Origin of the sequence: Oryzibacillus soli (assembly GCF_051594765.1) — a bacterium.
GTDB lineage: Bacteria > Bacillota > Bacilli > Paenibacillales > NBRC-103111 > Paenibacillus_AR.
In genome coordinates this window covers 18,063-41,081 of the sequence record NZ_JBPPGJ010000023.1, presented here as the reverse complement: position 1 = coordinate 41,081, position 23,019 = coordinate 18,063, and the positions used below count along the sequence as shown (strand labels likewise).

The following is a 23,019-nucleotide window of genomic DNA, read 5'->3' as shown; positions in this document are numbered from 1 at the left end:
CGCGCCATGCCTCTTAAGCGTGCTGTCTTTTCTTGGGAATGAATGCCGCCAGCTGGGCGGCGACGTTGTCCGCCGTCAAACCGACTTCGGTGCGCTGCTCCTTAATGCTGCCGTGTTCGACGAAGTAATCGGGAACCGCCATGTTCTTCACCGGTATGCCGAAGATGTCCCGGTCCGCGAAGAACTCCAGTATCGAGGAGCCGAAGCCGCCCAAGCGGGCGCCCTCCTCCAGCGTGATGACCGGCAGGTTCTCGGAGGCGATCTCCAACAGCATGGCCTCGTCCAGCGGCTTGATGAACCGGGCGTTGACGACCCGAATGGAATGTCCTTGTGCGGATAACAGCTCAGCTGCCTGCTCCGCCACTTCGACCATGGGACCGACCGCCAGAACGACGGCATCCCTGCCCTCCCGGAGAACCTCCCATGTGCCGATCGGGATGAGCTCCATCGGCCGGAGCTCCACTCCTCTTCCGTTGATGCGGGGATAACGTACCGCAATGGGCCCTTCGTTATAGTCCACCGCCGTCAGTAGCATGGAACGGAGCTCCTGCTCATCCTTCGGCATCATGATCGTCAGGTTGGGGATGCTGCGGAGAAACGCCATGTCGTAAACCCCTTGGTGGGTCTCCCCGTCCGGTCCGACGAAGCCGGCCCGGTCGATGGCGATCACCACGTTCAGGTTCTGCCGGGCGATGTCGTGCACGATCTGGTCATAAGCCCGCTGCATGAAGGTGGAGTATACGGCGTATACGGGCTTCATGCCTTCAATCGCCAAGCCGGCGCAGAAGGTAGCCGCATGCTGCTCGGCTATGCCCACATCGATCATGCGGTCCGGGAACCGGTCCGCGAACTTCAGCAGTCCGGAACCTCCAGGCATGGCAGGCGTAACCGCCACGATGCGGGGGTCCTTCTCGGCCAGCTCAATCAGCGTGCTCCCGAAAATATCGGTATACATCGGCGGCCCGGAGCTCTTCATGACTTGGCCCGATTCAATCTTGTACGGGCTGATGCCGTGCCACTTGTGGGAATCGGCCTCAGCCGGGGAATAGCCCTTGCCCTTGCGCGTAATCACATGGATCATCACGGGGCCTTCCAGCTTATCCGCCTGCCGAAGCGTCTCCAGAAGCTGCGGCAGGTTATGGCCGTCCACGGGTCCCATGTACTGGAAGCCCAGCTCCTCGAAGAGCACGCCGGATACGATCATGTACTTCAGCGTATCCTTCAGCTTCTCGACGGTCTTAGCCAGCTTGCCCCCGATGGCAGGGATTCGCTTCAGGAGATGCTCCACTTCCTCCTTGGCCTTGCGGTAATGCCGGCCGGAGCGGATCTTGCCGAGATAATTGTGCATGGCTCCCACATTGGGGGCGATGGACATCTCGTTATCGTTCAGAATGACGACCAGGTCCTTCTTGTCATGTCCGATATGGTTCAGCGCCTCGAAGGCCATCCCGCCGGTCATGGCGCCGTCACCGATGACGGCTACCACCTTGTTGCTTCCGCCCTGCAGGTCGCGGGCGGCGGCAAAGCCCATGGCAGCGGACAGGGAGGTGCTGCTGTGGCCCGCTTCCCACACGTCATGCTCGCTCTCGCTTCGCTTTATGAAACCGCAGAGTCCCTTGTACTTGCGGAGAGTATCGAATTGATCCTTGCGACCCGTCAGGATCTTATGCACATAAGACTGGTGCCCCACGTCGAAGATGAACTTGTCCCGGGGCGAGCTGTAGTGGTAATGCAGGGCCAGGGTTAGTTCCACAACTCCCAGGTTGGGAGCCAGATGGCCTCCGGTGACGGAGAGCTTTTCGATCAGAAAATCCCGGATTTCACCCGCCAAAGCCTCCAGTTCTTCGACGTTCAGCTTCTTCAGGTCCTGTGGCCGGTTGATTTGATCGAGCACGTCGGTTACCCCGCTTTCCTTGTGGTGGATACATTCTACGTATTACGGAACATTATAGCACAGTTCAGAAAATCGTCACAACGAATGTGCCTGTCCGGATACGCTTAATGATCCCGCTTCATGAGATAGTCGGCCAGCTCCAGAAGCCGGACCGGATCGGCGAAGCCGGCGGCCTGTATGGCCAGCTTGCCCGCCTCCGTCAGCTCGTGGACCTTGGCGGCCGAAGCCTCCAGGCCGATAAAATAAGGATACGTGACCTTCATCTGCTTCTCATCGCTGTTCAGCGGCTTGCCCAGCTTCTCAGCGTCTCCCGTCAGATCCAGGATGTCGTCTTGTATCTGGAAGGCGAGACCTATATTGTACCCATAGGTTTCCAGAGCATGCAGCTGCTCCTCGGTTGCGCCTGCGATGCGGGCTCCGGCCTTCAGAGAAAAGACGATGAGATCTCCCGTCTTATGGGTGTGGATGAAGTCCAGCTCCTCGCGCTCCGTCAAGCCCTGCTCCCCCAGCATATCCGCAGCCTGGCCGCCGACCATTCCCTTCGCCCCGGCGTAAACGGACAGCTCCTCCACGATGGAGAGTACGGCATCCGCTGGCGCGCCGTACGTTTTGGAGGCGCGGGCGATGCTGTAGAACGCGTGGGTCAAGAGTGCATCCCCGGCCAGAATCGCCATGGCTTCGCCGAACACTTTGTGATTGGTTGGCTTGCCGCGGCGGAAGTCGTCGTTGTCCATAGCCGGCAGATCGTCATGGATCAGGGAGTACGTATGAATCATCTCGATGGCACAGGCCACCGGCATGGCCATCTCGGTTGTCCGCCCGCCGCTCTGGCCGGATACGGCCTCCGCAGCAGCCAGGACGAGAATAGGCCGCAGGCGCTTGCCTCCGGCCATGAGTGAATAATGCATGGATTCGCGCAAGGGCTGCGGCACAGCCCACTCCGCAGGCAGGCAACGGGACAACTCAGCCTCCACCTGTTCCGCGTGACTTTTGATATACGCTTCTATGCTGTTCCGTGTCAGCTTGTCTCCCGTTGTCCGCATCTCGATCACCCTTCGTCGTTTAAGGGAGCAACCGGCTTCCTGCCGTAGGCGCCGTTCTCCTCTACAAGCATTTCGATTTTGCGTTCCACTTGCTCCAGCTTGCCGCTGCACAGTTGGGACAGCTTCATGCCCTGCTGGAAGAGCTCGATGGCCATCTCCAGCGGAACATCTCCGCTTTCGAGCTTGCCTACGATGGATTCCAGCCGTTCCATGGCCGCTTCGAAGCTTATGCTCTCTTCATCCGGCACTGCCGCCGGGTTCGTTTCCTTACCCATCCGTTTTCTCCTCCATGGCCCATACATGGGCGTCCACTTGGCCGTCCCGGAGACGAACCTTCAAGATATCGCCCGGCTGGATCTGCTTGATCGATTTGATGAGTGCGGTTTGCTTCTCATTATAGACGAGGCTGTAGCCTCTCTGCATGATCTTCAGGGGGCTGAGCGCATCCAGATGCCGGATCCGGGACTCGAATTCCGCCCGCTTCCCTCTCACCAGCGTATGCATCGCCAGGATCAGCTGCTTCTCTGCGGTAACGGAACGTTTGCGGGCATAGAGCACTTGATCCCTCGGGTTGAAGGATGCCAAGGTATGCTCCAAGCGCAGCTTCCGCTGCCTCGCCCGGTCCAAGCGCTCCGTCATCCGATAGCGGAGCCGTTCGGTCAGCCGGTCCAGGCGCTCCGAGGGCTGAAGCAGCTGCCTTCTCGGATTCGTGAGGTACGGCGACCGCTTCGCCCGCTCCAGACGCTCCCGGCTCTCCTGCAGGCGGCGCTGCAGTCCTCTGTAGAGGCGCTGGGTTTCATAGGCTAACTGCTGCTTCAGCTCCAGGTGATGGGGCACGGCCAACTCGGCCGCCGCGGTGGGAGTCGCCGCCCGCAGATCCGCCACGAAGTCCGCGATGGTGAAGTCGGTCTCGTGGCCGACGGCGGAGATGACGGGCAGCACGGAGGCGTAGATGGCCCGGGCCACTATCTCCTCGTTGAATGCCCACAGCTCCTCGAGACTGCCGCCGCCCCGTCCGACGATGAGCACATCCACCTCATTCAATTCATTCATCGCCTCAATCGCCCGGACGATGGACGGAGCCGCGTGGGTCCCCTGCACCGATACCGGGTACAGCAGAATCGGCACGGCCGGATATCGCCGCTGCAAGGTCGTGATGATGTCTCGGACCGCGGCGCCTGTCGGGGAAGTAATGACGCCCACCGCCCTAGGGAAGCGGGGGATTGGCTTCTTGGACTGGGGCGAGAAGAGCCCCTCCAGCTCCAGCTTGCGCTTCAGCTGTTCATAGGCCAGATACAGGCTGCCGATACCGTCCGGCTGCATCTGGGTGATGTACATCTGGTATTGTCCGTCCCGCTCATAGACGGAGATGTTGCCCCTGGCCAGCACCTTGGTTCCGTCCTTCGGCAGAAACATAAGGCGCTGGTTCTGGGACGCGAACATGATGGCCTTCACCCGGCTGTCCGCGTCCTTCAGGGTGAAGTACATATGTCCGCTGGAATGCCTCGTGAAGTTGGAGATTTCTCCCCTAACCCAGACATCAGCCAAGCGCGGATCGTTCTCCAAACGGCCCTTGATGTACCGGGTCAAATCCTTGATGGACAAGATCTGATTCGGCTCCGATGCTCCGGCCATACTGTGTTACACCAGCCCGTTGGCCCGTTTGGCCGCTTCGATGGTGTTCTTCAGCAGCATGGTGATGGTCATGGGTCCCACAACTCCCGGAACCGGCGTAATCATACCGGCTGTTTCCACCACATCGTCAAAATCCACGTCTCCGGCCAGCTTGCCGGACTCCATTCGGTTAATGCCCACATCCACGACAACCGCACCGGGCTTCACGTGCTTGGCCTTGATCATCTGCGCCCGTCCGACAGCCGCGATCAGGATATCCGCCTGCCGGGTAATCTCCTCCATGTTCGGAGTCTTGGAGTGGCAGACGGTGACGGTCGCGTGCTCGCGCAGGAGCAGCATGGCCATCGGTTTGCCGACGATGTTGCTGCGGCCGATCACGACGGCGTGCTTGCCGGAGATCTGTACGTCCATGCGCTTCAATATCTCGATGACGCCGGCCGGCGTGCAGGGCAGGAAGCCCTTCTTGCCGATCATCAGGTTCCCCACGTTGACCGGATGGAAGCAATCCACGTCCTTGGCTACGTCGATGGCGTCAAGGACGGTTTCCTCGTGAATATGCTTCGGAAGCGGGAGCTGCACCAGAATACCGTTGATGGCAGCATCCCCATTCAGCTCCGAGATCAGCTTCAGCAGCTCCTCCTGGGAGGTCTCGGCCGGCAGGCGGTGGACGACGGAGTAGATGCCCGCCGCTTCGCAGGCCTTGGCCTTGTTCCGCACATATACGGCGGAAGCCGCATCGTCTCCGACGAGGACCACGGCGAGACCCGGCTGGATTCCCTTCTCGGCAAGCTCCGAAACCTCCTGCTTAAACTGCTCCCGAACGGAGCTGACCAATTCTTTTCCGTTAATCACATGCGCTGTCACGTCTCATTCCCCCTGCCCCGTATATATGTATGGATTACAGCTTTGCCTTGATGTCGTCGAGTTGGCTGATCATCTTGCCCAGAACGCCGTTGACGAACTTGCCGGATTCCTCCGTGCCGAAATGCTTGGACATCTCGATGGCTTCGTTGACGACAACCTTCGGCGGCACATCCTGGCGGTAGATCATCTCATACACCCCCAGGCGGAGAATCTCCCGATCCACCTTGGACAGACGGTCCATACTCCAGCCCTTCAGATAGTCCTGCATCAGGATATCGATCGTATCGAGGTGCTGCTGCGTTCCCGACACCAGCTCCCGCACTGCTTCGGGCGTGATATCCTCGTTCTTCTGGCGGAGCTCCCCTTCGTTATCCTGGAGCGCCTCCTCGATTACGGCCCGGATGGCCTGCTCCATCTCAACCTCGTTCATTCTCATCTGGTACAGACTCTGTACCGCTAATTCCCTCGCCAGTCTCCGTCTCATCGAAAGACCATCCTCCCGGTCTGAATTACCAATAAAACACAAAATCCTATGAAAGGGCACTGCTGTCGCTGCGGTGCCGTTCCACAGGAAAAGGTCCTGCGACCCCCTCTTGGACGAGGGGCGTTCGCAGCTTCCGTAGGTGACGCCGAAGAACCGCAGATGCATGCGCTAGTTGGCGTCTATCTGAACATTCTCCATCTTTCCGACAGCCATCGCCATAAGACCTCGATATGGACCAAACGTTCGCCTTGATCCCGCTTTTTTCCCATATAATACCCGATAAACACGATGAATGCAAAGATCAGCATGTCCCAAAATCCGACGGTCAGGTATAACAGGCCGAGGAAAAAGCCGAAAGCCGTACCCAGGATCTTCCCTTTGTGGTTCTCCCACAACTCCATCCACATCTCGGGAGCCCCCTCTATTCAACCCGGCTTTTGAAGGTCGGAGTGGATTGCGCCACATTCGCAATAAAGACGGAGACCGACGCTACCGGGAAACCGGTGATCTCCTCAATCTGCTGCTTGACGGCGTTCTGCATCTCTTCCGTCATGGCCGGAATGGACGTTTCCCCATCCACCACGCTGCGGATCGTAATCTCAATCCCTGCATGTCCCGCACCGACGCGGGCGCGCAGGTCCTTCACTCCCCGAATGCGGCTTGCGGCCTTCAGAGCCAGATTCTCGATAGTATCCACCGAAACCTTCAGTGCTCCCAGCTCATTCCGCTGGTCGAAGGAAGGCGGCATCGCATTGACCGACCGGACGGAAATGTAGAACAAACGGATGCTGATCAGGATCAGCACGGCGCAACCCGCAATGAAAGCGATGGCCGTACGGGTGTCCGTGTATACCTTCTCAATGAAATCTTGCGTTACGTCCTGCGGAATCCAATTGAAGGATGCCGCCAGCATGCAGCAGGTTGCAACGAGGATCGCCAGACTGAATAGAAATAGCAGGAGTCGGTCGATGATTTTGGCCACGATGGCTTGTCCCCTTCCTCTTAAAAAGAAAAGCGTAACGGCCCGGTGTTCCCGCCCGCACGCTCATGTAGCAGATGCACCCATGCCAATCGGCATGCCTCCTCCTTCCGGTAGAGGCCGGTGGCGGAGGCGCATGCCGATGGGCGAAAAGCAGCCCCCGACCAAAGCAGGGGCGTCCATGCGTTAGGTTAAGATCATGCCTATTTGAGTCGGATAACCGGTGCTTCTTCCTCCACGGGACGTGCTTCCGGGTTCTTAAAATGGACGCCGTGGATATGTACGTTGACTTCCACCACATCAAGACCGGTCATGGATTCGATGGCTTGCTTCACATTGCGCTGGATATCGGATGCAACGGTCGGAATCCGATGGCCGTACATGACGATGATGGAAACATCGATGGCCGCTTCCTTCTGGCCAACCTCCACCTTCACGCCCTTGGACAGGTTCTTGCGTCCGAGAAGCTCGGCTACGCCGCTGGCGAAGCCGCCGCTCATTCCTGCTACGCCCTCCACTTCAACGGATGCCAAGCCGGCGATCACTTCGATTACTTCAGGGGCAATCTGAATGTTGCCCATATCCGTCTTCTCATAATCCGGAGCTATGGTACTCATGAGACACCTCCTAAGAGTATTCGCCAACCACTTCGGCCTCGCGGTCGATAAAACCGCTTACGCCGTAACAACCGGCTTCTGCTGGCAGGGCTTGAACAAGCCTGCCATAATATATAACTATACCATTGGAGCCGATTTATGACAAACTCTTTAGGATTCCGGGTCGTTCACGTCATGCTCCTCGAGAAACTTGATGTCGAAGTCGCCTGCTATGAATTTCTTATGGCGGAGGAGCTTCTGATGGAACCCGATGGTGGTGCTCACGCCTTCAATGGCGAACTCGGACAAGGCCCGGCTCATGCGGGCGATGGCTTCCTCGCGGGTGTCCGCCCACACGATCAGCTTGGCGATCATGGAGTCGTAATGGGGCGAGATGACATATCCCGGATATGCCGAGCTGTCCACCCGAACTCCCAAGCCGCCAGGAGGCAGATAGAAGTTGATCTGGCCCGGCGAAGGCATGAAGTTGCGCTCCGGATCCTCCGCGTTGATGCGGCACTCGATGGCCCAGCCCTTCAGCTTAACATCCTCTTGGCTGAAGGACAACGGCTCGCCTTCGGCTACTCGGATCATTTCCTTGATCAGGTCGACGCCCGTGACCATCTCGGTGACGGGATGCTCCACCTGGATCCGGGTGTTCATCTCCATGAAGTAGAAGCTGCCGTCCGGCCCCAACAAGAACTCCAGCGTACCTGCGCCGGAATAATTCACCGCGCGGGCTGCCCGTACGGCGGCCTCGCCCATCTTGGCCCGGATCTCCGGGGTCAGAATGGAGCAGGGAGCCTCCTCCACCAGCTTCTGGCGGCGGCGCTGCACGGAGCAGTCGCGCTCGCCCAGATGGACGGCGTTGCCGTGTTTGTCCGCCATGATCTGAATTTCTACGTGCTTCATGCCGGTCAAGTACTTCTCCAAGTAGACGCCCGCATTGCCGAAGGCCTTGGATGCTTCCTGCTGAGCGGTGGTGATCTGTTGAACGAGTGTCGACTCGTCTTCGGCGATCCGGATGCCCTTGCCTCCGCCGCCCGCCGTCGCCTTGATGATCACCGGATATCCGATATCCCTGGCGATCATAACGGCTTCGTCCAGATCCTCCACCAAACCGTCGGAGCCCGGAATAACGGGTACGCCGGCATCCTTCATCGTGGTCTTCGCCACGGACTTGTCGCCCATACGGTTGATGGCGTCCGGAGAAGGACCGATGAAGGTGATGTTGCAGCGCTCGCAGATCTCCGCGAAGTCCGCGTTCTCGGCCAGGAAGCCGTAGCCCGGGTGGACGGCGTCCACGTCCGTAAGCGTCGCCACGCTCATCAGATTCGTAAAGTTCAAGTAGCTGTCCTTCGACAAGGTCGGCCCGATGCAGTAAGCTTCATCCGCCAGACGGACGTGAAGCGACTCCCGGTCCGCCTCGGAATAGACGGCTACGGTATAGATGCCCATTTCACGGCACGCCCGGATGATCCGGACGGCAATTTCGCCCCGGTTGGCAATCAAGATTTTATGAAACGCCATGTTGAATTTGATCCCTCCGATTCGGCCGGCACCGTAACGGTGCGGCCCAAATAGACGCGAGCGAGCTTTCGTTTAGGTGCGGACGAGGAACAACGGCTGTCCGTACTCCACCAGCTGGCCATTCTCCACCAGCACTTCCACGACTTCGCCCTTTACTTCGGCTTCGATCTCGTTCATCAGCTTCATCGCTTCCACGATGCACACGACGGTCTTCTCGGATACCTTATCCCCCGGCTTGACGAACACGGGAGCATCCGGAGACGGAGCGTGATAGAATGTCCCTACCATCGGGGAGACGATCCGGTGAAGGTGTGCGGTGTCGTCGTCCTTGGAGGCGGCCGGCAGCTCGGAGCGGACCTCCACGGCAGCCACCGGAGCCATCTGTCCCGCAGGGGCCGGAACAGCCGAGTGTACGGGAGCATGTGTCACCAGCACGGACTCCGTAACGTTAGGCTTGCGAAGCGAGAGTTTATATCCTTCATTTTGAATTTCGAGTTCCTGTAAGGACGATTGGTCAATCAGCTTGACCAATTCCTTGATTTCGCTCAGTTTGAACATGTGCCGTCCCACTCCCAAGAGTTTTTTGCGCCAGCAGCAAACTGGCAAAAATAAAGCCCATCCATGGGTCGTCCGTAAACGCCGCGCCAAACGGGCACTAGTACAACGTTGTTATTATAACACAATATTTTTCCACTACAAGACTGTATTATAACCTAGTCCTATTACGGCGTCCCACTTTTAATTGACCATTGGATGATCGTTTATCCCTCCTCTTGCAGCCCTGCTGAGCCCCGATGGGAGAAGAAGGGAGCCCTCCGGCGGTCCGGCTGGCTCCCTTCTCCGGATGCCCTCCGGCCCCCGGATCAATGCATGTATTGGACGGACACGGTGTCCTTGGTGACGTTCAGCTCCTTGATCATCATGTCGATGATGCTTTGAGCCTGCTTGGCGTCCAGCTTGTCGGCTTGAACGACGGCCTTGTATTTCTTGCCTTCCTCCAGCACGATGGCGTTCTTGTAGGATTTCATCAGCAGATCCTCCAGGTTCTCCACCTTGGCCTGCATGGTTTGGACTCTCTCATACTCGTCGTGAGCCTTGGAGATCTCGTCGGCAGACTTCTTCGTATCGGCCGTCGTGTTCAACAGCTGCTCGATCTGCTTGGTAAATTCCTGGTTGCGCTTGAAGGCCAGCTCGGCGAAGTATTCCGCTCCGGATTTGGCGCTGGCCATCTTCTCCAGGACCTTGGAATCCGTGGTCTGGCCTTGGGCCGCCTTGGCGTCGCCGGTCTTCGAGGTGTCGCCGGTCTTCGAGGCGTTGCCGGTGCTAGTGCTGGTGCTGGATGCCAGGCCGCCGCTTACGGCTTGATCGCCGGCTTGGGGATCCTTCACGTCCGTGGTGACCTTGATGCCTTCCTGGGTGACCTTGTCGGATGCGGTGTTCAGCTTGCTGACGTCCTCGGTGAACAGGTAGTAGGCGGACAGAACCACCATCAGGCTCAGCATGGATACCAACCAAATTGTTTGTCTCTTCGTATTCATCGTTTATTCCTCCTAAATAATGGTATGGGTTTATGGGGCCCGCCGGTTGGCGGGATGATTCCGGAATGGGCAAATGCTTCGTTACTGCTTGCGGGGGATCACCGAGATCCGGTGGGCCGGCACCTCCAGCCCCCGCTCCACCGCATCGGAGATCAGCTTTTTCACCGTAGCGTTCTCGGCGCCCTTCGCCACCACGACGACTCCGCGGATCTTGGGCTTAATCGTCTTGGTCACCAGGGGGACCTGATCGCCCGACTGGTTCATGGTCACCGGATCCCGCTGTTGGCTCACATCCGAGATGTGGCGCGTGGCGCCGTCTCCCGCCTTCTCGTTGGTCGTCTGCTGGGTGTCCTTGGTGCTCTTCTCCACCTGCAGCTCCTCCGTGGAATCGATGGTCACCATCACCTCCACCTCGCCGACCCCCACGATCTTGGTCAAAATATCCCGCAGCTTCGACTCATAAGCCTGCTCGTAATCCTTGAAGGTCGCCTGCTCTTTGCTGACGCCCGAGCCGAAAGCGGGCGCCGCCGCATTCCCGGGAGGCGAAGCCCCCTGCTGAATCGGATCGACGTTCTTGATGTTCAAAAACGAGAAACTGTTCAAGATCATGAGCGCGCATCCCGCCAACCCGATCAGAATCAGCCAGCGGAAGGTCTTCACTCTTTTGCTTCCGCCGGGTCCTCCCGACAGAAGCTCCTCGATTTTTTTCAACCATGCTCCCAAATCGGCCTCACCTCCCGTTCATGCTCATCTCCTACGGTCCGAATCGGATCACAATCTTGTCCGGCGCCAGCCTCCATTCCTGACGGAAGTAGCGTTCGGCGTCGGATCGGACTTCTTCCGGCACCGGCTCGGCAGCTTCCGCCACCGCCGGCTTGGCTTCCGTCGCGGCCGTTCCGATGGATACCGTGACGGGCTTTACCGCCTCCACTTTGACACCGGCGATGGGACGAACCGTATCGGCCGCAGCCGGAGCCGCCGCCTCCAGCTTCTGTTTATGTAAAAGGACTGCCCGCACGTACCCGACCGCGGGATTGCCTTGATTATCGACGTTAATCTGAGCCGCAAGCTCTGCAACCTTCACGCCGGTTGCCTGCTCCAGCCCGGCCTTCATCTCCTCGGCCAGCCGCGCCTCGGCCAGCTTCTTGGCGTCCTCCCCGTTCCCCGCCTGAAGCTTGCGGGAATCCTCCATGATCTCCGCCAGGCTCCGGAGAGAGCTCTTTTGGGGCCCTGCCCCGCCGGCCTTGGCCTCTGACTGCAGCCGCTCCGCTTCCGCCAGGAGCTTATCCGCATCCCAGCCCCGCTGGAACAGCTCGAACACGGGAGTAAGGAGCACCATCAGGATGAACAGGCTGACGACGGTCTTCACGTACCGCTGCATCGTCTGGTTCGGCAGCAGCAGGTCTACGAAGGCGGCCAAGAGGATGATGAGAATCACTTGCTTCAGCCAATCGCTTAACCACCCCATCATTCGCGCATCCCTCCTATCGGACCATCACGGACACGTTGCTCGCCGTAATCAGGATGGTAATGGCCAGGAAGAACAGGAACCCGACGGCCGCCAGGGCGGCGAACACATACATCATGCTCTTGCCGATGGTCTCCAGCGTCTTCACGATGGGACTGTCGCCCAAGGGCTGCAGCACCGCGGAGGACACATGGTAGATGAGCGCCATGGTCAGAATCTTGATGGCCGGGAAGGCGCAGATGAAGATGATCATCACCACGCCGGCAAGGCCGATGGCGTTCTTGACCAGTAGCGAGGCGCCGATGACCGTGTCGGAAGCGTCCGTGAAGAGCTTGCCTACCACCGGCACGAAGTTGCCCGTAATATACTTGGCTGTGCGGATGCCCACCCCGTCGGTGACGGCTCCCGTCACCCCTTGGACGGACAATACGCCCAGGAAGATCGTGACCATCCCGCCCATGATGGCGACTCCCGTTTTTTGCAGCAGCTTGGCCAGCTGGGTCACCTTGTACTTATCCGAGATGGAGCTTGCGATATGCAGCACCACCGAGAAGAACAGCAGCGGGAAGACCACGTAATAGATGACCGTTCCCATGGTATTGATCATGAAGATGATCAGCGGATGCATCACCGTCACCGAGGACAGGTTGCCCATGGAGGCCATGAGCGTCAGGAGCAGCGGGACGATGGCGATCATGAAATGGATCATGGTGGAGATGGAATCCTTGGCATAGCCGATGGCCAGGCTGAAGCTGTTGATGGCGATGACGATCAGCACCATGTAGCAGATGGCATATCCGATCTTGCTCACATTCTTGCGCTCGAAGGCACTCTGCAGCGACTCCAGGATCATGCTGAATACCGTCAGGACGACGATGGCCGCCAGCAGCTTGCCACTTGCCAGCACCTCGTGGAAGAAGAACCGGAAGAATCCGCCCAGCAGCTTCTTCAGTCCGAACCCTTCTCCGCCCGGGAGCAGCATGTCCGAGAAGCCCGGTGTCCGGCCCTCCGGAAAATAGCCGCCGTACTCGGTCATCAGCTGGCTCCAATATTGCTCGACCTGGTCCGTCGGTAGCCGTTCCGCCTGCCCCTTGACCAGCGGATCCATGGGACCGGCGGAGAACGCCGTGCCCGCGAAGCCGAAGAGCAGGAGCCATACGGCCGCCAGCCATACGGGGAGCTTCGGGCTGCGTCTTATCATGGGAAAGCCCCCTTGTTCATCATGCCGGCATCAGCTTCATCACTGTTTCGATGATCACCGTAATGATCGGTATGGCCATGACCATGATGAGGATTTTGCCTGCCAGTTCAATCTTGGACGCGATGGACTCCTGTCCCGCATCCCGTACGACCTGCGCGCCGAATTCGGCGATGTAGGCGATGCCGATGATTTTCAGAATCGTGATGAAAAACATGTGGTTGACCTGCGACTTATCCGCCAGCTGCTGTAGGATCCCGATGACCGAGGAGATCTTGCCCAGGAGGAACAAGAAGATGGCCACGCCTGTGAAGCTGATCAGGAGGAAGGCGAAGACCGGCTTCTGTTCCTTCAGGATCAGGGCGAGGACGGTCACGATGAGCCCGAGCGCTACGACTTGTACGATTTCCACAGTCCCACCGCCTATTGGAACAAGAAGATGGTCTTGATTTCCTGGAACAGCTCGTTGAGCATGCTGACGACCATAAAGAGCACGACGACGAAGCCGATCAAGGTCACCCAGTGGGCCATGTCCTCCTTGCCCATCTGCTTCAGGACGGTGTGGATCATGGCGATGATGATGCCGATTCCGGCGATTTGAAAGATCGCGTTCACATCTACATTCATGGAGGGCCTCCTGCATCAGTACATTAGGATGACGATCAGCACGGCGGAGAGGAGCCCGAGGCTGCGCCACATGGTGCCGTACCGCCGGTTGTCTTCGCCCGCCGCCGTCTCCTCGGCTTGAAGGACGCCGGCTGCGAGGCGCAGGTGCTTGGCCTGATCCGTCCGGTCGCTGCGACCCAGCACGGAGCCCAGGGCAAGCAGCGTCTCGCGCTCGTTGCGCTTCATGGCAGTGTGGGACCAGATGGCCTCGACGGACCGCCTCCAGCCTGCCGCAGCCGTATCCGCCTCCCCCTTCTCCAGCTCCTCGGCGACCTTGGCGAACAGGACGGATACCGGACCGTTCAAGGAGGCAGCCACACCGGCCAGTGCTTCCGGAAGCGGCGTGTACCCGTACAGGATCTCGGTCTCGAGACGCTGGAGCGCTTGGACCGTCTGCCGGATCTGTCTTTGCCGGGCCGACAGCTGGAGCGACTGGTAGAAGCCCAGCATCGTTCCGGCGAAGAGAATGAAGACGGCCCCGATCAGCTTGAGCATGGCTTTCCCTCCTTCGGTAGGCGGTAAGGGTCGGGCCGAAGCGGCGGTCAGGCCTCCTTGAAGGTAGACACCTGGAGTCCCGCCGTCCCCTTCCGGAGCACCACGTACCGGGAGAACACGCCTTCCGCCGCCAGCTCCCGAAGGGCCGGACGCCGGAGGGCGTCCTCCCGATTGGAGCCGTGAGCGGTGGCCAGCACCCGGATTCCGGCGTGTACGGCCTCATGGACCGCTGCGGCATCCTCCGGACGGCCGATCTCATCCACGGCCAGCACCTCCGGCGACATAGAACGGATCATCATCAGCATCCCTTCGGCCTTGGGGCAGCCGTCCATCACGTCGGTCCGCGGTCCGAGATCGAACCTCGGCACGCCGCGGACGCTGGCGGCCAGCTCCGAGCGCTCGTCCACGACGCCCACCTTGCGGCCCCCGCCATACTCCGGCACCGGCCACTCTCCCGTGCTGATCATGCGGATCAGATCCCGGAGGAGCGTCGTCTTCCCGTATCCGGGCGGGGAGATGATGAGCGTGTGGCGAACGGTGCGCTCCGCCGGGTCCAGCAGGTCGGGGAGCACCCGGAGGCCGCAGCCGCGAAGTTCACGGGCGATCCGGAGGTTGAAGCCGCTGACGTCCCGGATCTGCTTGACCCGTCCGTCCTCCAGCACTGTCCTTCCGGCGAGCCCGACGCGGTGCCCTCCTTCGACGGTGATGAATCCCCGCCTCAGCTCCTCCTCGAAGGAATACAGCGAATGGCGGGTCAAGAGCTCCAGCAGGAGCCCGCAGTCCTGGCGGGTTGGCCGGTAGGCTTCCTCCGGCGGCCTGTCCGTCCGGCCGTCAGACCGGATGAACCCGTAGCGGCCGCCATAGACTACCTCGAGGGGCCGTCCCTCCCGGATGCGGAGCTCCTCCATCCCTTCCAGCACCGCCGCCGGCATTCTGCGGACCGCTTCACGCACGGCGGGCGGCAGCAGCGGGTAGATCGTCCCCGCGTTCTCTTGAGGCTGACTGGTTGGAGTTGTCCGGTTCTCTATCACATCTATATGCCTCGCCCTCATGAATATGACTCTTTATTTCTTTAAGATTCCGAAAAAAATGCAAGAAACGCCTGCGAGAATCCACAGCATCTTGCTGGCGGACAGCTTATCTGCCATGCCGACGAGCCCGATGGTGGTCGTGAGCAGCAGGATCATCGGACCGACCAAAGCCAGGCCGGAATTGATGAGAAGCGCCTTTTCCACCTGCATGTACCGGAGCATCAGCACCGCTGCGACGATCTCGATCGAACCGGATAAGAGCCGGAGCGATGCCATGCCCATTACGAATTTGTCTATCATTCCTGTACCTCCGTTTCTTGTAATCCGCTGCCGCTTCTGCTAGAAGATGTGCCGTTTCATAGAGCGGGGGGCTTGGTCCGGGACTGGCCCTACTTAACGATATGCAGGCCCGGGCGATTTTAGGAATATCCTGCACCCACGTTTTTTTCATGCATATGATGGTCTCATAGCCTATACATTTTGATAACAGCGAGGAGAATCGCACATGGAACCGACAACCCCCGCCGTATGGCACCCGGCGCTGCAGGATCCGACGGCCAGCCGGTCGCCTAAGCCAAGAGCGAGCGGCATCACCATGGTGATCGACAAAGGCCTCGGCCTGCACGCTTATGCAGACCTGTTGGATACCGCCACTTCGTATATCGATATCGTCAAATTCGGATTCGGCACCGCCCCCTTGTATCCGCCGGAATTATTGAAGCGGAAGATCGAGCTGGCCCGGGAACGCGGGATTACCGTCATACCCGGTGGCACCTTTCTTGAGGTGGCGGTGGCCCATGGGCTGACCGACGCCTTTTTCGAGATGGTCGTGAAGCTGGGGTTCACCGGCGTGGAGGTCTCCGACGGCACCATCGAGATGGACCCGGCGTTGCGCCGGTCCCTGATCCGTACAGCCGCAGAGAACGGCTTCAAGGTCTACACCGAATACGGCAAAAAAGGCTGGGGCTCCCGAGTCGAGGTTCAGGAGCTCATCGATACCGTCATCTCCGACATCGAGCATGGAGCGGAACTGGTTACGATCGAAGCCCGGGAGTCGGGGGCGGGCGTCGGGATTTTCGATGAGAAGGGCGAATGCCGCGACGATGAGGTGCAGGCGGTGCTGGATCAGGTGCCGGGTCCCCATCTGCTCTTGTGGGAAGCGCCGCAGAAGCAGCAGCAGGTTCATCTGATCCAGATGCTGGGTCCGGACGTGAACCTGGGCAATATTGCGCCGCAGGATATTTTTGCGCTGGAGGCGCTCCGCCGGGGCTTGCGCTCCGATACGTTTTACCTGAAGAAGAAATCCTAAGCGATTCTTAGGAGTTGATGAGGAGGGGCAGGATGCAGATCGAGGTTATCGCGAGTGTGATCGAAGCCCGTTCGGAGGACTTGGCCGGAAAGACGGTGCTGGTCATCGACGTACTCCGCGCCACGAGCAATATGGTAACGGGACTTGCGCACGGTTGTCCGGGCATCGTGCCCGTGGAAACCGTCCAGCAGGCCAAGAGCCTGCATGCCCCCGGGGATCTGTTGGGCGGTGAGCGGAACTGCCGGAAGCTGGCCGGCTTCGACCTGGGCAATTCACCGTTTGAGTATATGGGTGAAGAAGTCGCCGGCAAGCGAATTCTGATGACCACCACCAACGGTACCCGTGCGATTCAGAAAGCCCAGCGGGCCCAAACCGTTATCGCCTGCTCGCTCTTGAACGTCACCGCGTGTGCGGAGGCGGCGCTCGCCATCGGCAGGGATGTGACGGTGCTCTGCTCGGGCACCCAGGATGTGTTCTCGCTGGAGGACGGCTTATGCGCCGGAATGCTGGTGGAGGAGCTGCAGAGGCTGTCGGGCGGAGTAGAGATCGGCGACTTCGGGCTGGCCATGCAGGCGTGCTATCTGCAGAACCGGAACCGGCTGACGGAGGCGCTCTTGACCTGCTCCAACGGCAACCGGCTGATCCGGCTGGGCTTCAAGCCCGACATCGAATATTGCGCCCGTACCAACGTCTATGATGTGGTACCGGTGCTCCGGGACGGGATGCTGGTTCCCGCCGGTGTGGCAGCGAAGCCATAAGGTGTTAAGAGAGGGGCCTGTACGCGCTTGGATGGGCGTGGGGCCTTTTGTTGTTTTGTTATCATATGGCGGGGGCGCGCATTCGTCGTTCTAAAACCCTTTGTCCCACATAGAATGAATCGTAAATCCTAAGGACAAGGGGTAATCCGATCTATGAATGGCAATGTGCTGCTTGTCATCTTAATCATCATCGGGATGCTGGGCCGTTCGCATATCATTACGACGGCGGCATGCGTCTTGTTGGCCATCAAATTGATCAGCCTGGAACGGTATCTTCCGACGATCGAGCGGCGCGGGCTGGAGCTGGGGCTCCTGTTCCTGACAATGGGTGTGCTGGTGCCGTTCGCCAGCGAGAAGATCCAGCTCCGGGACGTTACCTCGGTCTTCACGACCTGGCCTGGGATCATCGCCCTCGTTGGAGGCGGACTCGCCACCTGGATGAACGGCAAGGGCTTGGATCTGCTGAAATTCGATCCCCAACTGATCGTCGGTCTCGTCATCGGCTCCATCTTCGGGATTATCTTCCTCCGGGGCATCCCCGTCGGCCCGCTGATGGCCGCCGGCATCACCGCCATGCTGCTGAAAATCGGCCAATTTTTCTTCAGATGATGAAGAAGCCCCCAACATCACGGTTCCGTGGTTGGGGGCTTCGTTGTGTGCAGGGGGCGCTGATTGAAGGCCATCCGTGGCCTTTGTTTGACACTAACCGACTTTGCTCTGGAATGAAGGCCTCTGGTGGCCTTCATTCCCTCGTATCCGCTCGAAACCCTGGGTTCCCGCCAATTGAAGGCCATCCGTGGCCTTGGTTTCACACTAACCGGCTTTGCTCCAGAATGAAGGCCTCTGTTGACCTTCATTCCCTCTTATCCGCTCGAACCCCTGGGGTCCCGCCAATTGAAGGCCATCCGTGGCCTTGGTTTCACACTAACCGGCTTTGCTCCAGAATGAAGGCCTCTGGTGGCCTTCGTTCCTTCGTATCCGCTCGAAACCCTGGGGTCCCGCCGATTGAAGGCCATCCGTAGCCTTGATTTCACACTAACCGGCTTTGCTCCAGAATGAAGGCCTCTGGTGGCCTTCATTTTATATCCTGCAGCAACCCTCTCCATGTGGGAGTGATCATGTATCGGTTGATTCTAGTCCCTTCTGAGCATGACTGCAACAATCCTTTTACCATCAATCCCGCCAATATTGATCGTATCTGAAGCTTACCTACCTGTAAGTGCTTCTTCATATCGACTGGCCGAATTGGTCCCTTGGACAGTAATGCCAACCTCAAGATCTCCCTCTCCTTCATACTGAGCTCTGGAAGCGGGCCGTTTCCGTAGTACTTCCCCAACATTTGCTGTAGAAACTGCTGACAACGGCGAGGCGAATCTTTGATGTCATCATAGGAAAATCGATACACCTTCCACCCGTCCAGCACCATATGGTTTTGTCTGTTCAAGTGATCGCTGAACTGCCATCGTGACACGTCTCTTTGATGCGGATGGTACCCATCGATTTCGATATTGACTCGGTAAGGATCACGGATATATGCAAAATCCAAGTACCGGGTTCCGTCCTTGAAATCCTCCACCTCATACTCAGCATAGAGATAGTCAAAATGTCCGAAGGCGGGCCACCAAACCTGCTCCAAAAACAAGCGGGATGCATGACCGTGCCGTTTATGGAAGCATTCCTTCTCCTCTTTCCCCATCCCCTCGGTTTGTTCCAGAATAAACCTCTCGTATTCTGCATCGAACCCCATACCCTACCACTCTCCTTGAAAAAAATAACGCCGCTAGCCTCCCAAAAGGAGACTAGCGGCATGTACTTCACGTCGAATTGCGATTATTCGAATCTTCTTATCTACGATCCTGCGGCCCGCCGACGAAAGCGGTGGAGTCGGTGTCCAGGCCGTAGGCGGTGTGCAGCGCTTGGATGACCTCGTTCAGCCGCTCGTTCACGATCACGCAGGAGATCTTGATCTCGGAGGTGCTGACCATGTTGATGCTGATGCCGAGGTCGGAGATGGCCTCGAACATTTTGGCGGCAACGCCCGGGTTGCTCACCATGCCGGCGCCCACGATGGACACCTTCAGGAGGCCGGTCTGGGAGGTGACCTGCTTGTATTCGATCACCGGCTTGATGCTCTCGATGATCGCCATCGCCTTCTCCAGGTCGTCGGAGCCTACGGTGAAGGAGAAATCAGCCAGATCCTGAACGCCGCCCTGAACGATGATGTCCACATCGATCTGCTCCTTGGCGAGGGCGGTGAAGACCTTGGCCAGCTGACCCGGCTTCTCCGGAACTCCCAACAGGCTGATGCGGGCAACATTCTTGTCATATGCGATTCCCCGGACTACGATTCCTTGCTCCATGGCGGCTTCCTCCTTGACATGCGTTCCTTCGTTATTGTTGAAGCTGGACCGGACGACGAGCCGGACCTGATTGTGCTTCGCGCACTCGACGGCGCGGGGATGCAGGACGGCTGCGCCAAGGTTGGCCAGCTCCAGCATCTCGTCGTACGAGATTTCGTTCAGCTTGCGGGCGCACTTCACGATCCGCGGATCCGTTGAATAGACTCCGTCCACGTCCGTGTAGATCTCGCACAGGTCCGCCTTGATGGCGGCTGCCACTGCAACCGCGGTGGTGTCTGAACCGCCGCGGCCAAGAGTCGTGATCTCGCCGCCCTCGGTCATGCCCTGGAAGCCGGCGACGATTACCACGTTCCCCGATTCCAGCGCCGCCAACACCCGATGGGGCTCGATGCGGCTGATGCGCGCTTTGCTGTGAACAGCTTCCGTATATATGCCGGTCTGCCAACCGGTATAAGACATGGCGCTCTCCCCGAGGCTGTGGATGGCCATCGACAAGAGGGCCACGGATACCTGTTCCCCGGTGGTCAGGAGCATATCCATCTCACGAGCGGGAGGAGCCACATCACAGATTTGTTTGGACAGATCGATCAGATCGTCCGTCGTATCTCCCATAGCGGAAACAACGACGACACATTGATGCCCTTCCCGTTTGCGGTCAACGATCCGCTGAGCCACCCGTTTCATGCGCTCGGGTGTACCTACGGAACTGCCGCCGAATTTCATCACGATTAACGACAACGCACAACACTCCCTACCTAAGCTCCTCGGACGCGAACCGCCCGGTCTGCCGCTCCCTCCATGGCCGCGCGCTAAAGTGCTAAAGCGTCCTGACCGGGGTTCGGCAATCATTGATCTATTATAGCACCAAAACCGGTTACTGCCTATAAACTTTTCTAGAAGGAATCGCGATGGAAAGCCAAAAAACCCCCGGATTCGAGAATCGATTCCGGGGGCTCGTCACCGCCTAGCCAGACGGTGTGCTTATGGATTATGCACGAGAGATGTAATGGCCGTCCCGGGTGTCGATCAGGAGACGGTCGCCTTGGTTGATAAACAGCGGCACCTGAACATTCAGGCCGGTCTCAAGCGTAGCGTTCTTGGTGGCACCGGTAGCGGTGTTGCCCTTGATGCCCGGCTCGGTCTCGGTCACTTCCAGCTCGACGCTGTTCGGCAGGTTGATGCCCAGAATTTCGCCTTGGTAGCTGACGAAATGGACGGTCATGTTCTCCTTCAGGAAGTTACGCTCCCACTCTACCTGCTTGGCGGTCAGGTTGAACTGGTCATAGGTTTCGTTGTCCATAAAGGTATATTCGCTGCCGCTGTTATACAGATATTGAGTCTCGCGGTTCTCTACGATCGCGCGGCTCACCGTCTCACCGGCGCGGAAGGTTTTCTCTACCACATTGCCGTTCTTCAGGTTCTTCAGCTTGGAGCGAACGAATGCGGCCCCTTTACCCGGTTTAACGTGTTGGAATTCAATAACGGTAAACGGATCACCGTCACTTACAATAGTCAAGCCTGTCCGAAAATCATTCACGGAAATCATTCAACAAGTTCCTCCCTGGTATTGGTTGCACATCTTACGATTATAATAGAATTCCCGTCAAGTCACAACAGTAAAAGCTCTTTGGTCGAATGAGTCAGCACCCGGATCCCGGTCTCGGTCATCACCACATCGTCCTCGATGCGGACCCCGCCGAAGCCCGGCAGGTAGATCCCCGGCTCCACCGTTACGGTCATGCCCGGCTGCAGGACAACGTCGCAGGTCGGAGACAGCCGCGGATTCTCATGAATCTGCAGGCCGAAGCTGTGGCCGGTGCCGTGACCGAAGCGGTCGCCGTAGCCGGCTTTCTTGATTACGTCGCGGGCCAAGGCATCCCCTTCCGCGCCGGTCATGCCGGGACGAAGTCCGGCCAAGCAGGTTTCCTGGGCTTCCTTGACGATGCCGTAGATTTCCCGGTGCTTGTCAGTGGGCTGTCCCAGCACCACGGTCCGGGTAATATCGGAGCAGTAGCCCTTATACAAGGCGCCGAAGTCCATTTTGACGAATTCGTTCATGCCCAATTTCCGTTCGCTGGCGACTCCATGGGGCAGAGCGGAGCGTTCGCCGGATGCGATGATCGTATCGAAGGAGGTGGAGGTGGCACCGTTCCTGCGCAGGAAAAATTCCAGCTCCAGTGCGATCTCCAGCTCGGAAACGCCCGGCTTCAAGTACCCCAGGATGTGAGTGAAAGCAGCGTCGGCCAGATCGGCAGCCTCCTGCATGACGGACAGCTCCTGCTCATCCTTGATCATCCGCAGCTTCTCTACTACGAAGGTGGTCGGAACCAGCTCGATTCCTTCCAAGTCTTCGCCGTAGCTCTTGTACAAGCCGTAGGACACGTCCTGCTGCTCAAAGCCGAGCCGTCCGATACCGAGCCCGTCCAGAAGCTCCTTGACGGTCTCCATAGGCTTGGCCTTATGCTCGACGATCTTGTAGTCGGGTGCCTGCTGGGCGGCTTGGGTCATATAGCGGAAGTCGGTCAGGAAGTACGCCTCCCCCGACGTAATCAGCACGTATCCCGAAGTTCCGGTAAAGCCCGTCATATAACGGCGGTTGTAGCTGTTCGTAACCAGTAGCGCATCCAGCTGGAGAGCCTCCAGCTCCTTGCGAAGTTTCACCAATCGGCTCTGTGTCATCGGTTATCCTCACCCGTTCTCTTTAAGATAATGGACTAATGCCAACAATCCCAACTCATAGCTGTAAGCTCCGAACCCGCTGATCTGGCCGACGCAGACGGGAGCGGTCACTGAGGTGTGACGGAAGGTCTCGCGCTTGTGAATATTGGAGAGATGCACCTCCGCCACGGGCAAAGCAACGGCTGCCAAAGCGTCCCGGATCGCATAGCTGTAATGCGTGAATGCGCCGGGATTGATCAGAATTCCGTCCTTCGTTCCGTAAGCGGCGTGAATGCGGTCGATCAAGGCCCCTTCATGGTTGGATTGGAAATATTCCAATGCCACGTCCAAGCCCTCGGCAGCCGCATCCAGCCTGCGGTTGATTCCGTCCATGGAGACATTGCCGTATACTCCCGGCTCCCGAACGCCCAGCATATTCAGATTCGGTCCATGCAATACGAGGATTTGCTTCATTGTTATAATCACCCGGTTTCCGCAAGAGACTCGTTACCG

28 protein-coding genes are annotated in these 23,019 nt (G+C 58.6%); 3 read left to right on the top strand and 25 right to left on the bottom strand.

Translation table 11 applies throughout. From position 1 onward, the window contains the following. Positions 1-13: 13 nt before the first annotated feature. From dxs to ACSEXW_RS24390, 20 genes are all read right to left on the bottom strand, one after another. Positions 14-1,894, bottom strand: coding sequence for a 1-deoxy-D-xylulose-5-phosphate synthase (gene dxs, locus ACSEXW_RS24485; RefSeq protein WP_438448817.1), 1,881 nt, complete (start codon positions 1,892-1,894; stop codon positions 14-16). A gap of 104 nt (positions 1,895-1,998) precedes the next feature. Beyond that, positions 1,999-2,937: a polyprenyl synthetase family protein gene (locus tag ACSEXW_RS24480; protein ID WP_438448816.1), complete on the bottom strand. Its 939-nt coding sequence runs from the start codon at positions 2,935-2,937 to the stop codon at positions 1,999-2,001. 5 nt (positions 2,938-2,942) lie between these two features. Next, positions 2,943-3,185 carry an exodeoxyribonuclease VII small subunit gene (xseB, locus tag ACSEXW_RS24475; RefSeq protein WP_438448861.1) on the bottom strand — a complete coding sequence of 81 codons (243 nt, stop codon included), beginning with the start codon at positions 3,183-3,185 and terminating at the stop codon, positions 2,943-2,945. 19 nt (positions 3,186-3,204) lie between these two features. After that, the gene (gene xseA, locus ACSEXW_RS24470; protein ID WP_438448815.1) at positions 3,205-4,572 is read right to left on the bottom strand and encodes an exodeoxyribonuclease VII large subunit; all 1,368 of its coding nucleotides are present in this window, start codon (positions 4,570-4,572) and stop codon (positions 3,205-3,207) included. A 6-nt stretch (positions 4,573-4,578) separates the two neighbouring features. Then, on the bottom strand, positions 4,579-5,436 hold the full coding sequence (gene folD / locus ACSEXW_RS24465) for a bifunctional methylenetetrahydrofolate dehydrogenase/methenyltetrahydrofolate cyclohydrolase FolD (RefSeq protein WP_438448814.1): 858 nt from the start codon (positions 5,434-5,436) through the stop codon (positions 4,579-4,581). Positions 5,437-5,470: 34 nt separating this feature from the next. After that, positions 5,471-5,920, bottom strand: coding sequence for a transcription antitermination factor NusB (gene nusB / locus ACSEXW_RS24460; RefSeq protein ID WP_438448813.1), 450 nt, complete (start codon positions 5,918-5,920; stop codon positions 5,471-5,473). Positions 5,921-6,099: 179 nt separating this feature from the next. Then, positions 6,100-6,327 carry a DUF2273 domain-containing protein gene (locus ACSEXW_RS24455; RefSeq protein ID WP_438448812.1) on the bottom strand — a complete coding sequence of 76 codons (228 nt, stop codon included), beginning with the start codon at positions 6,325-6,327 and terminating at the stop codon, positions 6,100-6,102. 14 nt (positions 6,328-6,341) lie between these two features. Then, positions 6,342-6,902: an alkaline shock response membrane anchor protein AmaP gene (gene amaP / locus ACSEXW_RS24450; RefSeq protein ID WP_438448811.1), complete on the bottom strand. Its 561-nt coding sequence runs from the start codon at positions 6,900-6,902 to the stop codon at positions 6,342-6,344. A 200-nt stretch (positions 6,903-7,102) separates the two neighbouring features. After that, the gene (locus ACSEXW_RS24445; protein ID WP_438448810.1) at positions 7,103-7,516 is read right to left on the bottom strand and encodes an Asp23/Gls24 family envelope stress response protein; all 414 of its coding nucleotides are present in this window, start codon (positions 7,514-7,516) and stop codon (positions 7,103-7,105) included. Positions 7,517-7,666: 150 nt separating this feature from the next. Then, a complete protein-coding gene (accC, locus tag ACSEXW_RS24440) occupies positions 7,667-9,025 on the bottom strand; it encodes an acetyl-CoA carboxylase biotin carboxylase subunit (protein ID WP_438448809.1) in 1,359 nt (452 codons plus the stop codon). Positions 9,026-9,097: 72 nt separating this feature from the next. Continuing rightward, positions 9,098-9,583 carry an acetyl-CoA carboxylase biotin carboxyl carrier protein gene (gene accB, locus ACSEXW_RS24435; protein ID WP_438448808.1) on the bottom strand — a complete coding sequence of 162 codons (486 nt, stop codon included), beginning with the start codon at positions 9,581-9,583 and terminating at the stop codon, positions 9,098-9,100. Between the two features lie 305 nt (positions 9,584-9,888). Beyond that, positions 9,889-10,563, bottom strand: a complete 675-nt coding sequence (locus tag ACSEXW_RS24430) for a SpoIIIAH-like family protein (RefSeq protein WP_438448807.1) — start codon at positions 10,561-10,563, stop codon at positions 9,889-9,891. 81 nt (positions 10,564-10,644) lie between these two features. After that, positions 10,645-11,286 carry a stage III sporulation protein AG gene (spoIIIAG, locus tag ACSEXW_RS24425; protein WP_438448806.1) on the bottom strand — a complete coding sequence of 214 codons (642 nt, stop codon included), beginning with the start codon at positions 11,284-11,286 and terminating at the stop codon, positions 10,645-10,647. A 31-nt stretch (positions 11,287-11,317) separates the two neighbouring features. Continuing rightward, positions 11,318-12,034 (bottom strand): stage III sporulation protein AF, encoded by a 717-nt coding sequence (gene spoIIIAF, locus ACSEXW_RS24420; RefSeq protein ID WP_438448805.1) that lies wholly within the window; start codon positions 12,032-12,034, stop codon positions 11,318-11,320. A 13-nt stretch (positions 12,035-12,047) separates the two neighbouring features. Further along, positions 12,048-13,232 (bottom strand): stage III sporulation protein AE, encoded by a 1,185-nt coding sequence (gene spoIIIAE / locus ACSEXW_RS24415; protein ID WP_438448804.1) that lies wholly within the window; start codon positions 13,230-13,232, stop codon positions 12,048-12,050. A gap of 19 nt (positions 13,233-13,251) precedes the next feature. After that, positions 13,252-13,641: a stage III sporulation protein AD gene (gene spoIIIAD, locus ACSEXW_RS24410; RefSeq protein ID WP_438448803.1), complete on the bottom strand. Its 390-nt coding sequence runs from the start codon at positions 13,639-13,641 to the stop codon at positions 13,252-13,254. 11 nt (positions 13,642-13,652) lie between these two features. After that, positions 13,653-13,856, bottom strand: a complete 204-nt coding sequence (gene spoIIIAC / locus ACSEXW_RS24405) for a stage III sporulation protein AC (RefSeq protein ID WP_438448802.1) — start codon at positions 13,854-13,856, stop codon at positions 13,653-13,655. Between the two features lie 15 nt (positions 13,857-13,871). Beyond that, positions 13,872-14,390, bottom strand: coding sequence for a stage III sporulation protein SpoIIIAB (gene spoIIIAB / locus ACSEXW_RS24400; RefSeq protein ID WP_438448801.1), 519 nt, complete (start codon positions 14,388-14,390; stop codon positions 13,872-13,874). Positions 14,391-14,437: 47 nt separating this feature from the next. Next, the gene (spoIIIAA, locus tag ACSEXW_RS24395) at positions 14,438-15,421 is read right to left on the bottom strand and encodes a stage III sporulation protein AA (RefSeq protein ID WP_438448800.1); all 984 of its coding nucleotides are present in this window, start codon (positions 15,419-15,421) and stop codon (positions 14,438-14,440) included. A gap of 33 nt (positions 15,422-15,454) precedes the next feature. Beyond that, positions 15,455-15,721: a YqhV family protein gene (locus ACSEXW_RS24390; protein WP_438448799.1), complete on the bottom strand. Its 267-nt coding sequence runs from the start codon at positions 15,719-15,721 to the stop codon at positions 15,455-15,457. 205 nt (positions 15,722-15,926) lie between these two features. Here ACSEXW_RS24390 and comA point away from each other — a divergent pair, with 205 nt between their 5' ends. The 3 genes from comA (at position 15,927) to ACSEXW_RS24375 (ending at position 18,097) form a co-directional block, all read left to right on the top strand. Next, entirely contained in the window at positions 15,927-16,730 is an 804-nt protein-coding gene (comA, locus tag ACSEXW_RS24385) for a phosphosulfolactate synthase (protein WP_438448798.1), read from the top strand. A gap of 32 nt (positions 16,731-16,762) precedes the next feature. Continuing rightward, on the top strand, positions 16,763-17,488 hold the full coding sequence (locus tag ACSEXW_RS24380; protein WP_438448797.1) for a 2-phosphosulfolactate phosphatase: 726 nt from the start codon (positions 16,763-16,765) through the stop codon (positions 17,486-17,488). Between the two features lie 153 nt (positions 17,489-17,641). Further along, positions 17,642-18,097, top strand: coding sequence for a DUF441 domain-containing protein (locus ACSEXW_RS24375; protein ID WP_438448796.1), 456 nt, complete (start codon positions 17,642-17,644; stop codon positions 18,095-18,097). Positions 18,098-18,563: 466 nt separating this feature from the next. Here ACSEXW_RS24375 and ACSEXW_RS24370 read toward each other — a convergent pair whose 3' ends face one another. The 5 genes from ACSEXW_RS24370 to aroQ all read right to left on the bottom strand — a co-directional run bounded on the left by ACSEXW_RS24370 (position 18,564) and on the right by aroQ (position 22,980). Further along, on the bottom strand, positions 18,564-19,235 hold the full coding sequence (locus ACSEXW_RS24370) for a putative endonuclease domain-containing protein (RefSeq protein WP_438448795.1): 672 nt from the start codon (positions 19,233-19,235) through the stop codon (positions 18,564-18,566). Positions 19,236-19,332: 97 nt separating this feature from the next. Further along, complete coding sequence (locus tag ACSEXW_RS24365) at positions 19,333-20,586, bottom strand: aspartate kinase (RefSeq protein ID WP_438448794.1); 1,254 nt, start codon at positions 20,584-20,586, stop codon at positions 19,333-19,335. Positions 20,587-20,836: 250 nt separating this feature from the next. Beyond that, complete coding sequence (gene efp, locus ACSEXW_RS24360) at positions 20,837-21,394, bottom strand: elongation factor P (RefSeq protein WP_438448793.1); 558 nt, start codon at positions 21,392-21,394, stop codon at positions 20,837-20,839. A gap of 62 nt (positions 21,395-21,456) precedes the next feature. Continuing rightward, on the bottom strand, positions 21,457-22,527 hold the full coding sequence (locus ACSEXW_RS24355) for a M24 family metallopeptidase (protein ID WP_438448792.1): 1,071 nt from the start codon (positions 22,525-22,527) through the stop codon (positions 21,457-21,459). A gap of 9 nt (positions 22,528-22,536) precedes the next feature. Further along, positions 22,537-22,980, bottom strand: a complete 444-nt coding sequence (aroQ, locus tag ACSEXW_RS24350; protein ID WP_438448791.1) for a type II 3-dehydroquinate dehydratase — start codon at positions 22,978-22,980, stop codon at positions 22,537-22,539. Positions 22,981-23,019 lie beyond the last annotated feature (39 nt).

What these genes read in the sequence shown, in the direction of transcription:
- ACSEXW_RS24480 (WP_438448816.1), bottom strand. Translation starts at nt 2,937, where the DNA reads ATGCGGACAACGGGAGACAAGCTGACACGGAACAGCATAGAAGCGTAT.
- xseA (WP_438448815.1), bottom strand. Translation starts at nt 4,572, where the DNA reads ATGGCCGGAGCATCGGAGCCGAATCAGATCTTGTCCATCAAGGATTTG.
- nusB (WP_438448813.1), bottom strand. Translation starts at nt 5,920, where the DNA reads ATGAGACGGAGACTGGCGAGGGAATTAGCGGTACAGAGTCTGTACCAG.
- ACSEXW_RS24455 (WP_438448812.1), bottom strand. Translation starts at nt 6,327, where the DNA reads ATGTGGATGGAGTTGTGGGAGAACCACAAAGGGAAGATCCTGGGTACG.
- ACSEXW_RS24445 (WP_438448810.1), bottom strand. Translation starts at nt 7,516, where the DNA reads ATGAGTACCATAGCTCCGGATTATGAGAAGACGGATATGGGCAACATT.
- accC (WP_438448809.1), bottom strand. Translation starts at nt 9,025, where the DNA reads ATGGCGTTTCATAAAATCTTGATTGCCAACCGGGGCGAAATTGCCGTC.
- accB (WP_438448808.1), bottom strand. Translation starts at nt 9,583, where the DNA reads ATGTTCAAACTGAGCGAAATCAAGGAATTGGTCAAGCTGATTGACCAA.
- ACSEXW_RS24430 (WP_438448807.1), bottom strand. Translation starts at nt 10,563, where the DNA reads ATGAATACGAAGAGACAAACAATTTGGTTGGTATCCATGCTGAGCCTG.
- spoIIIAF (WP_438448805.1), bottom strand. Translation starts at nt 12,034, where the DNA reads ATGATGGGGTGGTTAAGCGATTGGCTGAAGCAAGTGATTCTCATCATC.
- spoIIIAE (WP_438448804.1), bottom strand. Translation starts at nt 13,232, where the DNA reads ATGATAAGACGCAGCCCGAAGCTCCCCGTATGGCTGGCGGCCGTATGG.
- spoIIIAC (WP_438448802.1), bottom strand. Translation starts at nt 13,856, where the DNA reads ATGAATGTAGATGTGAACGCGATCTTTCAAATCGCCGGAATCGGCATC.
- spoIIIAB (WP_438448801.1), bottom strand. Translation starts at nt 14,390, where the DNA reads ATGCTCAAGCTGATCGGGGCCGTCTTCATTCTCTTCGCCGGAACGATG.
- ACSEXW_RS24390 (WP_438448799.1), bottom strand. Translation starts at nt 15,721, where the DNA reads ATGATAGACAAATTCGTAATGGGCATGGCATCGCTCCGGCTCTTATCC.
- comA (WP_438448798.1), top strand. Translation starts at nt 15,927, where the DNA reads ATGGAACCGACAACCCCCGCCGTATGGCACCCGGCGCTGCAGGATCCG.
- ACSEXW_RS24380 (WP_438448797.1), top strand. Translation starts at nt 16,763, where the DNA reads ATGCAGATCGAGGTTATCGCGAGTGTGATCGAAGCCCGTTCGGAGGAC.
- ACSEXW_RS24375 (WP_438448796.1), top strand. Translation starts at nt 17,642, where the DNA reads ATGAATGGCAATGTGCTGCTTGTCATCTTAATCATCATCGGGATGCTG.
- ACSEXW_RS24370 (WP_438448795.1), bottom strand. Translation starts at nt 19,235, where the DNA reads ATGGGGTTCGATGCAGAATACGAGAGGTTTATTCTGGAACAAACCGAG.
- efp (WP_438448793.1), bottom strand. Translation starts at nt 21,394, where the DNA reads ATGATTTCCGTGAATGATTTTCGGACAGGCTTGACTATTGTAAGTGAC.
- ACSEXW_RS24355 (WP_438448792.1), bottom strand. Translation starts at nt 22,527, where the DNA reads ATGACACAGAGCCGATTGGTGAAACTTCGCAAGGAGCTGGAGGCTCTC.
- aroQ (WP_438448791.1), bottom strand. Translation starts at nt 22,980, where the DNA reads ATGAAGCAAATCCTCGTATTGCATGGACCGAATCTGAATATGCTGGGC.